This is a genomic window from Pseudomonas sp. NPDC090201, assembly GCF_044746825.1.
In the GTDB taxonomy this organism is placed as follows: Bacteria; Pseudomonadota; Gammaproteobacteria; order Pseudomonadales; family Pseudomonadaceae; genus Aquipseudomonas; species Aquipseudomonas putida_AD.
The window spans coordinates 14,630-28,480 of sequence record NZ_JBIVCX010000005.1 but is presented as its reverse complement, the minus strand read 5'-3'; the positions used below and the strand labels follow the sequence as shown (position 1 = coordinate 28,480).

The 13,851-nt window shown below is 61.5% G+C and carries 10 protein-coding genes and 1 pseudogene; 8 read left to right on the top strand and 3 right to left on the bottom strand.

Going from position 1 to position 13,851, the window contains the following annotated elements:
• The first annotated feature begins 307 nt into the window (after positions 1 to 307).
• The 7 genes from ACIPOO_RS16535 to trpE all read left to right on the top strand — a co-directional run bounded on the left by ACIPOO_RS16535 (position 308) and on the right by trpE (position 8,028).
• Complete coding sequence (locus ACIPOO_RS16535; RefSeq protein ID WP_274136782.1) at positions 308 to 1,432, top strand: ABC transporter ATP-binding protein; 1,125 nt, start codon at positions 308 to 310, stop codon at positions 1,430 to 1,432.
• An 88-nt stretch (positions 1,433 to 1,520) separates the two neighbouring features.
• A complete protein-coding gene (locus tag ACIPOO_RS16530; RefSeq protein WP_274136783.1) occupies positions 1,521 to 2,552 on the top strand; it encodes a polyamine ABC transporter substrate-binding protein in 1,032 nt (343 codons plus the stop codon).
• 86 nt (positions 2,553 to 2,638) lie between these two features.
• Positions 2,639 to 3,886, top strand: a complete 1,248-nt coding sequence (locus tag ACIPOO_RS16525; RefSeq protein ID WP_274136784.1) for an ABC transporter permease — start codon at positions 2,639 to 2,641, stop codon at positions 3,884 to 3,886.
• Between the two features lie 10 nt (positions 3,887 to 3,896).
• Positions 3,897 to 4,724 carry an ABC transporter permease gene (locus tag ACIPOO_RS16520; protein WP_400608599.1) on the top strand — a complete coding sequence of 276 codons (828 nt, stop codon included), beginning with the start codon at positions 3,897 to 3,899 and terminating at the stop codon, positions 4,722 to 4,724.
• 260 nt (positions 4,725 to 4,984) lie between these two features.
• Entirely contained in the window at positions 4,985 to 5,656 is a 672-nt protein-coding gene (gene rpe / locus ACIPOO_RS16515) for a ribulose-phosphate 3-epimerase (protein ID WP_400608598.1), read from the top strand.
• On the top strand, positions 5,656 to 6,474 hold the full coding sequence (locus ACIPOO_RS16510) for a phosphoglycolate phosphatase (protein ID WP_274136454.1): 819 nt from the start codon (positions 5,656 to 5,658) through the stop codon (positions 6,472 to 6,474). Before rpe ends, ACIPOO_RS16510 begins: the two co-directional genes overlap by 1 nt.
• A 72-nt stretch (positions 6,475 to 6,546) precedes the next feature.
• Positions 6,547 to 8,028 (top strand): anthranilate synthase component I, encoded by a 1,482-nt coding sequence (gene trpE / locus ACIPOO_RS16505; RefSeq protein WP_400608597.1) that lies wholly within the window; start codon positions 6,547 to 6,549, stop codon positions 8,026 to 8,028.
• 159 nt (positions 8,029 to 8,187) lie between these two features.
• Here the strand turns inward: trpE and estP are convergent, their stop codons facing one another.
• The 3 genes and pseudogenes from estP to ACIPOO_RS16490 form a co-directional block, all read right to left on the bottom strand.
• On the bottom strand, positions 8,188 to 10,128 hold the full coding sequence (gene estP / locus ACIPOO_RS16500) for an esterase EstP (RefSeq protein WP_400608596.1): 1,941 nt from the start codon (positions 10,126 to 10,128) through the stop codon (positions 8,188 to 8,190).
• A gap of 205 nt (positions 10,129 to 10,333) precedes the next feature.
• Positions 10,334 to 10,945 (bottom strand): annotated as a pseudogene (locus ACIPOO_RS16495) (virulence factor family protein); the annotation flags it as partial.
• Between the two features lie 487 nt (positions 10,946 to 11,432).
• Positions 11,433 to 12,665: an MFS transporter gene (locus ACIPOO_RS16490; RefSeq protein WP_400608595.1), complete on the bottom strand. Its 1,233-nt coding sequence runs from the start codon at positions 12,663 to 12,665 to the stop codon at positions 11,433 to 11,435.
• Between the two features lie 145 nt (positions 12,666 to 12,810).
• Between ACIPOO_RS16490 and ACIPOO_RS16485 the strand changes: the two genes are divergently transcribed.
• Positions 12,811 to 13,758 (top strand): LysR family transcriptional regulator, encoded by a 948-nt coding sequence (locus ACIPOO_RS16485; protein WP_274136451.1) that lies wholly within the window; start codon positions 12,811 to 12,813, stop codon positions 13,756 to 13,758.
• Positions 13,759 to 13,851 lie beyond the last annotated feature (93 nt).

Below are 13,851 nucleotides of genomic sequence, written 5' to 3'. Positions count from 1 at the left end.
GTGGGGGTGTGGGTGGGCGTCGTCGTTGTGGCGGGGGCCGCGGAGTCGGGGGCTGGGGTCGCGGACGGCCCCCCCCCCCCCACCCCCCCCCCCCCCCCCGCCGCCCCCCCCCCCCCCCCCCCCCCCGAGGCCGGAGCAGGCAAAAATCATCTCTTTGACCACATACCTATCCCCGCCATCCGTGTAGGGCAATCCCTACCCCAGGTCTTCCACCGCGCCTAGGCGAATCTCTCCTACCCCCCGATTTGCGCGGTTTTCAGGCTGATCTAGGCTTGTTCCCAAGTTTGATTAAACAAGGGTGTGGGTAATGAGCAACGTCGATTCTAGCGCTGGGGCGAGTGATGTTCTGGTCAGCTTTCGTGGTGTGCAGAAGAGCTACGACGGCGAAGTTCTGATCGTCAAAGACCTCAACCTGGACATTCGCAAAGGCGAATTCCTCACCCTGCTCGGGCCTTCGGGTTCCGGCAAGACCACAAGCCTGATGATGCTCGCAGGTTTCGAAACCCCGACCGCGGGCGAGATCCTGCTGGCCGGCCGTTCGATCAACAACGTGCCGCCGCACAAGCGCGACATCGGCATGGTGTTCCAGAACTACGCCCTGTTCCCGCACATGACGGTCGCCGAGAACCTGGCGTTCCCGCTGTCGGTGCGTGGCATGAGCAAGACCGACGTCGCCGAGAAAGTGAAGAAGGCGCTGGACATGGTGCAACTCGGCGCGCTTTCCCATCGTTACCCGGCGCAGATGTCTGGCGGCCAGCAGCAACGTGTGGCCCTGGCCCGCGCGCTGGTGTTCGAACCGCAACTGGTGCTGATGGACGAACCCCTCGGCGCGCTGGACAAACAACTGCGTGAACACATGCAGATGGAGATCAAGCACCTGCACCAGCGCCTGGGCGTCACCGTCGTCTACGTGACCCACGACCAGGGCGAAGCGCTGACCATGTCGGACCGCGTGGCCGTCTTCCATCAGGGCGAAATCCAGCAGATCGCCCCGCCACGTACCCTGTACGAAGAGCCAAAGAACACCTTCGTCGCCAACTTCATCGGCGAGAACAACCGCATCAACGGCACCTTGCTCAGCCAGACCGGCGACCGTTGCCAGGTGGCCCTGACCCGTGGCGAAAAAGTCGAGGCGCTGGCGGTGAACGTCGGTGCGCCGGGCAGCCCGGTCACCCTGTCGATTCGCCCTGAGCGAGTGAACCTCAACGGCCGCAGCGAGAGTTGCGTGAACCGTTTCTCCGGTCGCGTGGCCGAGTTCATCTACCTGGGCGACCACGTGCGGGTGCGCCTGGAAGTGGCTGGCAAAACCGATTTCTTCGTCAAGCAACCCATCGCCGAGCTGGACCCGGCCTTGAGCGTTGGCGACGTTGTGCCCATTGGATGGCAGGTCGAGCACGCCCGCGCGCTGGACCCTTTGCAGGAAGCGCATTGATTCAAACGCTGTAGTCGCAAGAGAAGCACCCAGAGGCGAACCCATCGCCCCCAACGCTTATACAAATCGTTCGTGGAGAGAAAAACAAATGCTCAAGACATTGAAGCTCACCGCCTTATCGGTCGGCATGATGTGCGCGGCGCAAGCCATGGCCGCCGATCTGACTGTCATTTCCTTCGGTGGTGCGAACAAGGCAGCGCAGGAAAAAGCCTTCTACGCCCCATGGGAAAAGACAGGCAGCGGCAAGATCATTGCCGGCGAATACAACGGTGAGATGGCCAAGGTCAAAGCCATGGTCGACACCAAGAGCGTGACCTACGATCTGGTGGAAGTCGAATCCCCGGAACTGGCTCGCGGCTGCGACGAAGACATGTTCGAAGAGATCGACCCGGCCATCCTGGGCAAGAAAGAAGACTACGTGCCGGGCGCCATCCAGACCTGCGGCGTGGGCTTCTTCGTGTGGTCCACGGTACTTGCCTACAACGCCGACAAACTGAAAACCGCACCGACCAGCTGGGTCGACTTCTGGGACACCAAGAAATTCCCGGGCAAACGTGGCCTGCGCAAAGGCGCCAAGTACACCCTGGAATTCGCTCTGATGGCTGACGGCGTCGCGCCGAAAGACGTCTACAAAGTGCTCGCCAGCAAAGACGGCCAGGACCGCGCCTTCAAGAAACTCGACGAACTCAAGCCGAACATCCAGTGGTGGGAAGCCGGTGCCCAGCCGCCGCAATTCCTGCAATCGGGTGACGTCGTGATGAGCTCGGCCTACAACGGCCGTATCGCCGCCGTGCAGAAAGAAAGCAACCTGAAAATCGTCTGGACCGGCGGCGTCTATGACTTCGACTCGTGGGCGATTCCGAAGGGCGCGAAGAACGTCGAGGAAGCCAAGAAATTCCTGGCCTACACCCTCAAGCCTGAACAGCAGAAGACCTACTCCGAGAACATCGCCTACGGCCCGGCCAACTCCCAGGCTGTCAGCCTGCTGACCGCCGACAACCAGAAAAACATGCCGACCACCCCTGAGAACATCAAGGATCAGGTGCAGTTGAGCGTGAGCTTCTGGACCGACAACGGCGAAAACCTGGAGCAGCGTTTCAACTCCTGGGCTGCCAAGTAAGCTGATTTACCCGGCTCTATCCCTTGTCCTGCCTACGCGGCAGGGCAGGGGACGCACCCCTCGTTCAAAGATTTTCGGAGTTCGCTATGGCCACCGCCGTGCCCCTGACTGAAGGCGCCAGCCCGACCTTGAAGCAACGCCTGGCCCGTGCCGAGCGCGTCAACCGCTGGAAGGCTCAGGCGTTGATCGCGCCATTGGCGATTTTCCTGCTGCTGGTATTCCTGGTGCCAATTGCGGCGCTGCTCTACAAAAGTGTGAGCAACCCTGAAGTGGTTGGCGGCATGCCGCTCACGGTTGTCGAAGTGTCCAAGTGGGACGGCAAGGGCCTGCCCCCTGAAGCGGTGTACAAGGCCGCAAGCCAGGACCTGGCCGACGCCCGCAAAAACCAGACCCTGGGCGATCTGTCCAAGCGCCTGAACCAGGAGCTGGCCGGCTACCGCAGCCTGCTTGCGAAAACTGCCCGCGCGCTGCCTTTCAAGGAAGAACCTGCTTCCTATAAAGACGCCATGGAAGCCATCGATGAACGTTGGGGCGATCCTGCGTACTGGCAGGCTGTGCGTCGCAACACCTCAAGCTTCACCCCCTATTACCTGCTGGCCGCTGTCGACCACCGCATCGATGACCTCGGTGAAGTGGCGCCCGCGACCCCGGACCAGGCGATCTACATCGACGTCTTCGCCCGCACCTTCTGGATGGGCCTGGTCATCACCGTGATCTGCCTGCTGCTGGCCTACCCACTGGCGTACCTGCTGGCGAACCTGCCTGCACGGCAGAGCAACCTGTTGATGATTCTCGTGCTGTTGCCGTTCTGGACCTCGATCCTGGTGCGGGTCGCCGCGTGGATCGTATTGCTGCAATCGGGTGGCCTGATCAACGGCGCGCTGATGGCGATGGGCATTATCGACAAGCCGCTGGAGCTGGTATTCAACCGGGTCGGCGTGTACATCTCGATGGTCCACATCATGCTGCCGTTCATGATCCTGCCGATCTACAGCGTGATGAAAGGCATCTCGCCGACCTACATGCGTGCCGCGATTTCCCTGGGCTGCAACCCCTTCGCCAGCTTCTGGCGGGTGTACTTCCCGCAGACCTACGCCGGGATCGGTGCGGGCTGCCTGCTGGTGTTCATCCTTGCCATCGGCTACTACATCACTCCGGCGCTGCTGGGCAGCCCGAACGATCAGATGGTCAGCTACTTCGTGGCGTTCTACACCAACACCAGCATCAACTGGGGCATGGCGACGGCACTGGGCGGCCTGCTGTTGCTGGCGACTGTGGTGCTTTACCTGATCTATAGCTGGCTGGTCGGCGCCAGCCGCCTGCGCCTGAGCTGAGGAGAGAAACATGCTGAGTCCTTATTCCTCGCCCGTCGAGCGCGTCTGGCACTACACGCTGCGCATCCTGTGCGGGCTGATTCTGTTGTTCCTGGTGCTGCCGGTACTGGTTATCGTGCCGCTGTCGTTCAACTCCGGCAGCTTCCTGGTCTATCCGCTGCAGGGCTTCTCGCTGCACTGGTATCAGGACTTCTTCAACTCGGCCGAGTGGATGCGCTCGCTGAAGAACAGCCTGATCGTCGCCCCGGCCGCCACTGTGCTGGCCATGGGCTTCGGCACGCTTGCAGCGATTGGCCTGACGCGCAGCAACTTCCCCGGCAAGTCGCTGGTGATGGCGTTGGTGATCTCGCCGATGGTGGTGCCGGTTGTCATCATTGGTGTGGCCAGCTACCTGTTCTTCGCTCCGTTGGGCCTGGGCAACAGCTACACCTCGCTGATCCTGGTGCACGCAGTGCTGGGTGTGCCGTTCGTGATCATCACTGTGTCGGCCACGCTGCAGGGGTTCAACTACAACCTGGTGCGTGCGGCGGCGAGCCTTGGCGCTTCACCGGTGACCACCTTCCGCCGCGTGACGCTACCGCTGATTGCGCCGGGTGTGATTTCCGGTGCGCTGTTCGCCTTTGCCACCTCGTTCGATGAAGTGGTAGTGACCCTGTTCCTCGCAGGCCCCGAGCAGGCGACCCTGCCGCGGCAGATGTTCAGCGGCATCCGCGAAAACCTGAGCCCCACCATCGCCGCGGCAGCCACCTTGCTGGTGGGTTTCTCGGTGGTGCTGTTGCTGGTGCTGGAATGGCTGCGCGGACGCAGCGAGAAATTGCGCACCGCAGTGGTGGAGTGACCTGACCGGTACCTGTAGGAGCGCGCTTGCCCGCGATGGCGATGTGTCAGACATTAAAAGGGTGCCTGACACGACGCTTTCGCGGGCAAGCGCGCTCCTACAAGATGTCGTTCGCATGATTGATGCACTTGCCCGCAGCCGGTCGCTGCGGGTCCCGCAGAGTATTGGGGTGTCGTCGCATTCATCCACCACACAAGCCACGTTCCAGCCTCTTGGAGTACAATGCGCGCCACCGTGATTTCGCTCAACAAAGGTGCGTCATGCAGCCCTTCGCTATTGCTCCGTCGATTCTGTCCGCCGATTTCGCCCGTCTGGGCCAGGAAGTCGACAATGTCCTGGCCGCTGGCGCCGACATCGTTCACTTCGACGTCATGGACAATCATTACGTGCCCAACCTGACCATCGGTCCGATGGTCTGTTCGGCGCTGCGCAAGTACGGCATCACCGCGCCCATCGATGTGCACCTGATGGTCAGCCCGGTCGATCGCATCATCGGCGACTTCGTCGAAGCTGGCGCGACCTACATCACCTTTCACCCGGAAGCGACCCAGCACATCGACCGCTCCCTGCAACTGATCCGCGAGGGCGGTTGCAAGTCGGGCCTGGTGTTCAACCCGGCGACCCCGCTGAACCTGCTCGAATACGTCATGGACAAGGTCGACATGATCCTGCTCATGAGCGTCAACCCAGGCTTCGGCGGCCAGAAATTCATCCCCGGCACCCTCAACAAACTGCGCGAAGCGCGGGCGTTGATCGATGCGTCGGGTCGTGACATCCGCCTGGAAATCGACGGCGGGGTCAACGTCAACAACATCCGCGAAATCGCCGCCGCTGGTGCCGATACCTTCGTGGCAGGTTCAGCTATCTTCAATGCGCCCGACTACAAAGAGGTCATTGAAAAAATGCGTGCAGAACTGGCGTTGTCCCGCTGATGAGCGGCTTCGAGCAGCTGTTTCCGGGTCGTCTGCCGAAACTCATCATGTTCGATCTGGATGGCACGCTGATCGACTCGGTGCCGGATCTGGCTGCTGCCGTGGACAAGACGCTGATCGAACTGGGGCGTGAACCCGCCGGTATCGAGCGGGTGCGCAACTGGATCGGCAACGGCGTGCGGGTGCTGGTGCGCCGCGCGCTGGCCAACGACATGGATCACTCCTCGGTCGATGAAGCTTCGACCGAACAGGCGCTGGCCATCTTCATGGAAGCCTACAGCGACAATCACTCGCTGACCGTGGTCTACCCCGGCGTGCGTGAAACCCTGAAATGGCTGCAGAAGCAGGGCGTGGAAATGGCCCTGATCACCAACAAGCCGGAGCGCTTCGTCGCGCCGCTGCTGGATGAGATGAAACTGGGCCGGTTCTTCCGCTGGATCGTCGGCGGTGACACGCTGCCCCAGCAGAAGCCCGACCCGGCTGCGCTGTTTTTCGTGATGAAAATGGCCGGTGCGCCAGGCTCGCAATCGCTGTTCGTGGGTGATTCGCGCAATGACGTGCTCGCCGCCAAAGCCGCTGGCGTGGCCTGTGTCGCGTTGAGCTACGGCTACAACCACGGCCGCCCGATCGCCGAGGAATCGCCTGCGCTGGTGATCGACGATTTGCGCAAGCTGATTCCGGGTTGCTTAGATCTTGGGGCTGAGATAACGTTGCCCGACGTTCAATCTCCCTCCTTTAGAGAATCCATCGTGGTGGTCACCCGCAAACTCTGGATGAAAGTCATCAAGGCCCTGGCCCGCTGGCGTTGGCGCGCCTGACTTGACTCTGGCCGCTTGCGCGGCGCGTTTGCACACCTGACCGTTTTACCTCAGACCACGAGGCTGCTCATCATGACCCGCGAAGAATTCCTGCGTTTGGCCGCTGAAGGCTACAACCGCATTCCGCTTGCCTACGAAACCCTGGCCGACTTCGACACGCCGCTGTCGATCTACCTCAAGCTGGCCGACCAGCCGAACTCCTACCTGCTGGAGTCGGTGCAAGGCGGCGAGAAGTGGGGGCGTTACTCGATCATCGGCCTGCCATGCCGCACCGTGATGCGCGTGCACGGGCACACCATCAGCGTGACCCAGGACGGCACTGAGATCGAACGCCTGGAAGCCGAAGATCCGCTGGAGTTTGTGGAAACCTTCAAGGCGCGCTACAACGTCCCGACCATTCCTGGCCTGCCGCGCTTCAATGGCGGGCTGGTGGGTTACTTCGGCTATGACTGCGTGCGTTATGTGGAGCCGCGTCTGGGTGCATGCCCGAACCCGGACCCGCTGGGCGTGCCGGACATCCTGCTGATGGTCTCCGACGCGGTCGTGGTCTTCGACAACCTGGCGGGCAAGATGCACGCCATCGTGCTGGTCGATCCTGCGCAGCCCGAAGCCTACGAAAGCGGCCTGGCGCGTCTGGAGCAACTGATGGAGAAGCTGCGCCAGCCGATCACTCCGCGCCGCGGCCTGGACCTGACTCGTCCGCAAGCGGCTGACCCGGTGTTCCGTTCGAGCTTCACCCAGGGCGACTACGAAAAAGCCGTCGACACCATCAAGGAATACATCCTGGCGGGCGACTGCATGCAGGTGGTGCCGTCGCAGCGCATGTCCATCGACTTCAAAGCTGCGCCAATCGATCTGTACCGCGCGCTGCGTTGCTTCAACCCGACGCCGTACATGTACTTCTTCAACTTCGGCGACTTCCATGTCGTCGGCAGCTCGCCCGAAGTGCTGGTGCGCGTCGAGGACAACCTGATTACCGTGCGCCCGATTGCCGGCACCCGCCCGCGTGGCGCGACCGAAGAAGCGGACCACGCGCTGGAAGTCGATCTGCTGTCCGACGACAAGGAAATAGCCGAGCACCTGATGCTGATCGACCTGGGGCGCAACGACACTGGCCGCGTTTCGGAAATTGGTTCGGTGAAGCTGACCGAGAAAATGGTCATCGAACGTTATTCCAACGTGATGCACATCGTTTCCAACGTCACCGGCCAGCTGAAAAGCGGGCTGACGGCAATGGACGCGCTGCGGGCGATCCTGCCGGCGGGCACCTTGTCGGGCGCACCGAAGATTCGTGCGATGGAGATCATCGACGAGCTGGAGCCGGTCAAACGTGGCGTCTACGGCGGCGCGGTGGGCTATCTGGCGTGGAACGGCAACATGGACACGGCCATTGCCATTCGCACGGCGGTCATCAAGAACGGCGAACTGCACGTTCAGGCCGGCGGCGGCATCGTTGCCGACTCGGTGCCGGCCCTGGAGTGGGAAGAAACCCTGAACAAACGCCGCGCAATGTTCCGCGCGGTGGCGCTGGCGGAGCAAGAGCCCCAAGCCTGACCCCATCTCCTCTGTAGGAGCGCGCTTGCCCGCGACTGCGGTGTGTCAGCCATGCATGTGGTGCAGGCTGGCCGCCATCGCGGGCAAGCGCGCTCCTACAAGATCATCGCCGGACTGTAGGAGCGCGCTTGCCCGCGACCGCTGTGTCAGCCTTCAGGATCAAAAATCCAGACTCACAGCCACATTCACCCCTTGCTGCGTCACGTCATCATTCTTGCGCCAGTTGTAACCGGCCCTCAACGTCAGGTCCAGGGCCAGTTTCTGGCTCACCCCCACGCTCGCCCGATTCAGGCTGCGCTGCGGTTCATACCCCTGCAGATTGAAATCCACCCCCGGCACGCTGTTCAGGGCGATGGTCACGTCCTGCTGATCGGTGTCGAACTCGCGCTCATGGGCCACCTCGCCGAACACCTGGGTCTGCGGCGTGATATCGAATTTGCCCTGCAACCCCGCACCCAGACGCTTTGACCGGCGGGTCTGGTCGTCGTAGTTCAGCGTCGTGGATCGGTTGCTGTTTTCCGAATAGCCATCGACCTCGACGCGGGAATAGTCAGCACTTACGAAAGGCGAGACATGCCAGCGGCTGCTCTGCTGCGCGAGGTCATAACCCAACCGTCCGCTGAGCGCCCAGAGGTTGCCATCGGTGTCGCCTTTTTCCGCACCTTCACTCACGCCCAGGGCGAATTTGCGCTTGAGGTCGTCGTAGTCCAGTTTCCCGCCAGAGGCGGCCAGGTCAGCCCACCAATGATTTGCCTGAAACTGCACGAAAGCGGTGGCGATGTAACTGTTGAGTTTGTAGTCCGAATCCCTGGGACCGGCCTCCAGCGTCTGCCGATAGGCGCCCGCCACCAGCCCGGCGCGCCAGTCTTCGGCAAAGCGGTAGCTGCCACCGACCGTCAGGTTGTAGCCATGTCCGTCGCCGCTTGCGGAATTGCTTTGCGCGTCGAAGTCCAGCTTCTGACCGCCACCGGCGACAATACCTCGCCATTCACCGACCTGTTGCCAGTTGCCCCAGTCAGCCAGCCACTGGCTGCGCAATTCATCCTGCTGCGCGCGCAAGGTGCCGTTGGCCATTTCCGGAAGCAGGGTGATTTCCCACGGCGCCGAGAGAATCGAGTAACCGTAATCGGCGATAAGACGCTGGCCCGCAACGGTGGGATGCACGCCATCGTTGAACAGCAGTCTGGTCGGGTCGGGCGTGAGGCCATTGATCCCATAGACGCTGTTCGCCGTGCAGCTGTCGCCGCTGAAACAGGTGCCCACCAGATTCTGATCAGCCGCCAGACCATAACGCGCCGGCTCCTGAAGCACCTCGCGAACCAGGCCGGGCACGTTGAGTGGGATGACCTCTGCGTTGATCTGCCCCAAGCGGCTGACCAGTTGCTGGTTGAACACCCCGCTGAGCAGCGTCGATGGCACCTGCAACGGTGTGCCGAACACCGCGGGGGTCTGGCCAATGTCAGGCAGCAGCCAGACCATGATGTAACGCGCCCCTGCCTGTGACAGCACTTGCGCGCTATCGGCAAGGTTGTTGGCGGCGCTTGCCGCCTGGCCCGGGCTGAGCACGCGGCCTTGCAGGAAGTCATTGCCACCACCGGTAAGGTAGTAAAGGGCGTTCGGATCGGCGCGGAAGTTGTTTTCCACCAGATACCCTGGCCTGCTACGGAAAACCGTGGTCACGCCGGTCGTGGTGTCGGTGTTGGCCACCTGGGATTGTGTGGTGATCGCGGCGAGGATCTGGTCCGTCCGGTCCCCGCCGACCGCCCAGTTATTGCCGTCGGCCAGGCCTTGGGCGGCGCGCACCGGGGAGGTCGAGGCTTGCAGGTCGCCGGGTGCGACCCCAAGCAAACCGCCCAGCAATGTCGAGGAGTTGAGGGCGAAGACCTCGCCACTGCCATTCTGAAAGGTCGGACCTACGCGGTTGGTGAAGCGCAGCGTGGAACCCGGAGGTCCGCCTGCATCGGGAAACTGCCCGGCGTCGGCCAGGCTGTCACCGAACACGATCATCGTCGAATAGGGGGAGGAGGCGGCCATTGCCGAGGAGCAAGCGAGTGACAGCAGGCAGGCCGCAAATGGCCAGTGCCGGGTGGCTTTGAACATTGAGAAGTCCCTTCTTGTTTTTTAGTGCTGAACGAGAAGGTAGCAGTTACGACACATAGCGCCATGTCATGTATCACCCGGCAGGCGCTATGTCACAGACTGGACGAGATCAATGAGGTAAAGGCTAATGGCTATCACAGATTGCACTTTCCGGATGTTAAACCGGGCGCTCGTCCACCAGCGCCGCAGGCCGTCGCTCGATCTGTCAAAGCACAGCGGTGGTGTTTCTGTGCTTGATCGCTTCGAGCAACTTCAGTGTCAGGGAGTTGTAGTCGCGGTCGAAGTGATGCTTGCCCGGTAGTTGCATAACCTCACCCACGATCGTGGTGTCGGTGCAGCCGCTTTTCTTCTTTTCTTTCACGCCATACACGCACAGCACCTTGCTGGCCGGGAGTTTGGCCATTTCGGATCCTGTTTCGATGCCATTGTTATTGTCTTTGATCCAGCCATCCAGATGAATTTCAAAACTGCCTTTTCGGGCGAAGGCTAATAACAGAATGCTGCTGACGGCGTTCTTGTCTTTTTCCTGCAGACGATTATAAATGGCGGGCAATACATCGGCGCCAAAAGAATAACCGGCCAATACGAAATGTTTGATACCCCAGCGCTGCCGATAGTTATCCATCAGGGCAGTAAGATCGGCCGCACTTTCTTCGGGGGAACGATACTTCCAGTAATAACGCAACGTATCTACACCGATGACGGGATAACCTGCACCGCCCATGATCTCGGATATTTCCTTGTCCAGATCACGCCAGCCGCCATCGCCCGAGTAGAACACCGTCAGGGTGTCAGAGGCCGGCGTGGGGGCGATTTCAGTCACCTGCATCTCAGAGGACGAATGCGCCAGCGGCAGCATCCGATCGCTAACCATGATGCTGCTGGTAGGTTCCTGCCGCTGGATATTTGACATTGCAGGCGTCGGCGGCAAACACAGGTGGAGCCGCTCTTTGTATACAGGGCGTTGATGCAGGCTGTAAGCGGCAGAAGTTGCAGCGATCAACACGAAGGCGAACGCCGCCAGGTATTTTTTACGGGACATGGTTTTTATTGACTCTTTATTTGCCGGCCATTATCAAAGCGGCCGGAAATATATCCGATAAGTCCCTGCGCGTCTTCACCCGGTTGTTGATTTTCACCGGGGTGAAAGTTAGCAACCTAATCAAGTGCCCTCTGGCGCAAACAGATAAAAAGAGTGCCCACCAGAACGGTGGACACTGTAGTTCCCAGAACGGGAATCAAGAGGAAGCGAAACGGCGATATATGTTGTGGTCTGTGTCTGAGTTCGGGTTCAGCGCCTTCCTTCAGGCGCTCGGGGTCGGCTGCTTTGCAGCGGCGCTTGAGGCTCCCATCCAGTGGTAGATCCCGGCCAGCACTCCCAACCCGATGCCAAAGGTGACGACGCCCTGCCATCCGAAACGGGCCATGAGCCAGCCGCTGATCACCGTGCCCAGCGCGCCCACGAAAAAGGTGCCGGTCATGTACAGGCTGTTGATGCGCCCCTGGGCCTTTGGGTCCACGGCGAAAGCGCGAGTCTGGTTGGAGACAAGCCCCGCCTGCACGCCGATATCCAGCACGATGACCCCGAGCACCAGGAAGATCAGCGAAGACTCGGCGCCTGTGAGCAGCAGATACGACAGGGTCACGATGCCGATGCTGGCAGCAATCACTGCCCGGGTTCCGAAGCGATCAGACGCGCGCCCTGCGGCCGATGCGGCAAGGGCGCCGGCGGCACCGATGATCCCGAAGCCCCCGGCCCAGGCACTGCCCAGATGCAGCGGGCCTTCACTCAGCAGCGCGGCAAGGTTGACCCAGAACGCGTTGAAGCACGCCCACAGCAGTGCCTGAACCACCATCGAATCGCGAATCGGCTTGTTGTCGCGCATCAGCGGCCACAGCGAAGCCAGCAATTTGCCGTAGGACAGTTGAGTGGTCGGTACGCCACGAGGCAGCAGCGAGGCGGCAACGATGAACACCGGCACCATGAACGCCGCTTCGACGACGTACACCGCGCGCCAGCCATAGACTTCCCCGATCAGGCCGGACAGTGTGCGACCCAGCAGGATGCCGACCATGATGCCGCTGACTACCGTGCCTACCGAACGCCCGCGCTCGCTGGATCGTGACATGACGGCGGCGAACGGCACCAGTTGCTGCGGAACGCAGGCGACCACGCCCAGGCCGAAGGACGCCGCTATCAGTGTCCAGACGCTGGGCGATGCGGCGGCGGCCAGTGCGAAGACGATGGCGACGATGATTTGCCCCAGCACCAGGGTGCGCCTGTCGAAGCGATCCCCCAAGGGCAGCAGCATCGCCAGGCCAAAGGCGAAGCCGAGCAGGGCGGCACCGGCGACGATGTCGACAGTGGTCTGGTCGATCTGAAGGCTCGCGCCAATCAACGGCAGTATTGGCTGCACGCAGTAAAGGTTGGTAATCACGGCGCCCGCGATGATCGCCATCATGACGATCTTGCCGCGGGACGCGGTGGCGGGGGCACTGTCAGGTGCGCTGTGGGGTGTAGTGGGCAGGCTGCTCATCGCATCCTCCTTCAGGTTGGCTGGCGCCCGGCATGTGCAGCCCAATGCTGCGTACCGGTCATTGAGATCAACCCTACGCAGTCGCATTTATAAAGAGAATTCCCTAAGATCGGGAATCATCCTTCCAGAATTTGAGAGAGTCGCGATGAATCGCCTGGACGCCATGTCCATCTTCGTCACGGTTGCCCAGGCGGGAAGCCTCTCGGCTGCCGCGCGCCGGTTGGGCATGCCGCTGGCGACGGTCAGCCGCAAGGTCGCGGAGCTGGAATCGCACCTCAACACGCGCCTGTTGCATCGGACCACCCGCCAGCTTTCATTGACCGAGGCCGGGGCCTCCTACATGGCGGCCTGCCAGCGGATACTTGAGGACATCGGCGAGGCCGAGCGCGCCGCGACCGGCGAATACGCCGCGCCCAAGGGCGAACTGGTGGTCACCGCCCCCGTGGTGTTCGGACGCTTGCACGTGGTGCCGGTGGTGGCAGAATTTCTCGCGCAGTACCCGCAGATCAGCGTGAGCCTGATGCTCACTGATCGTGTGGTGCACCTGATGGAGGAGCACGGCGATATCGCGGTGCGGATTGGTGAGTTGCCAGACAGCTCGCTGATGGCCACGCAAGTGGGCAAGGTGCGCCGAGTGGTGTGTGCAAGCCCTGAGTACCTTGCGCAACGGGGCATGCCGGCCACGCCGGAGGATCTGGCCGGGCACGACTGCATTACCTTTGAAGTGCTGGAATCCAAACGCGCCTGGGTGTTCGGCGGCGGAAAGTCAGAGCGCTCGGTGGCTGTTCATTCACGGCTGACGGTCAATACCGCAGAAGCCGCCATCGATGCCGCCGTACTGGGCGTGGGGCTGATTCGCGTGCTGTCTTACCAGGTCGCGCAAGCGGTGAGTGATGAAAAGCTGAACATCGTCCTTGAGCCCTTCGAGTCCGCACCCTTGCCCGTCAGTCTGGTGCACAAGGGGCAAACGCCGCTGCCGCTCAAGTTGCGGGCCTTCCTGGATTTTGTCGCGCCTCGCTTGCGGGAGCGAACTTCGCGCCTGCTGCCAGCGCCGCTGGATGCTGATCCGCGCAATCCTCGCCGTTCTGAGTAGATCAAGTGAGGTTTTTCTATCGTAGAATGCGGTTGCTTCGCCAGGTTCGGTACGCTAATGTCCCGGAACGTATAGATGAGACCCTCCCGTGAC

Excerpts from the sequence above, each read along its gene's own strand:
- ACIPOO_RS16535 (WP_274136782.1), top strand. The coding sequence starts at position 308 with ATGAGCAACGTCGATTCTAGCGCTGGGGCGAGTGATGTTCTGGTCAGC.
- estP (WP_400608596.1), bottom strand. The coding sequence starts at position 10,128 with ATGTTCAAAGCCACCCGGCACTGGCCATTTGCGGCCTGCCTGCTGTCA.
- ACIPOO_RS16510 (WP_274136454.1), top strand. The coding sequence starts at position 5,656 with ATGAGCGGCTTCGAGCAGCTGTTTCCGGGTCGTCTGCCGAAACTCATC.
- ACIPOO_RS16520 (WP_400608599.1), top strand. The coding sequence starts at position 3,897 with ATGCTGAGTCCTTATTCCTCGCCCGTCGAGCGCGTCTGGCACTACACG.
- trpE (WP_400608597.1), top strand. The coding sequence starts at position 6,547 with ATGACCCGCGAAGAATTCCTGCGTTTGGCCGCTGAAGGCTACAACCGC.
- ACIPOO_RS16490 (WP_400608595.1), bottom strand. The coding sequence starts at position 12,665 with ATGAGCAGCCTGCCCACTACACCCCACAGCGCACCTGACAGTGCCCCC.
- ACIPOO_RS16525 (WP_274136784.1), top strand. The coding sequence starts at position 2,639 with ATGGCCACCGCCGTGCCCCTGACTGAAGGCGCCAGCCCGACCTTGAAG.
- ACIPOO_RS16485 (WP_274136451.1), top strand. The coding sequence starts at position 12,811 with ATGAATCGCCTGGACGCCATGTCCATCTTCGTCACGGTTGCCCAGGCG.
- ACIPOO_RS16530 (WP_274136783.1), top strand. The coding sequence starts at position 1,521 with ATGCTCAAGACATTGAAGCTCACCGCCTTATCGGTCGGCATGATGTGC.
- rpe (WP_400608598.1), top strand. The coding sequence starts at position 4,985 with ATGCAGCCCTTCGCTATTGCTCCGTCGATTCTGTCCGCCGATTTCGCC.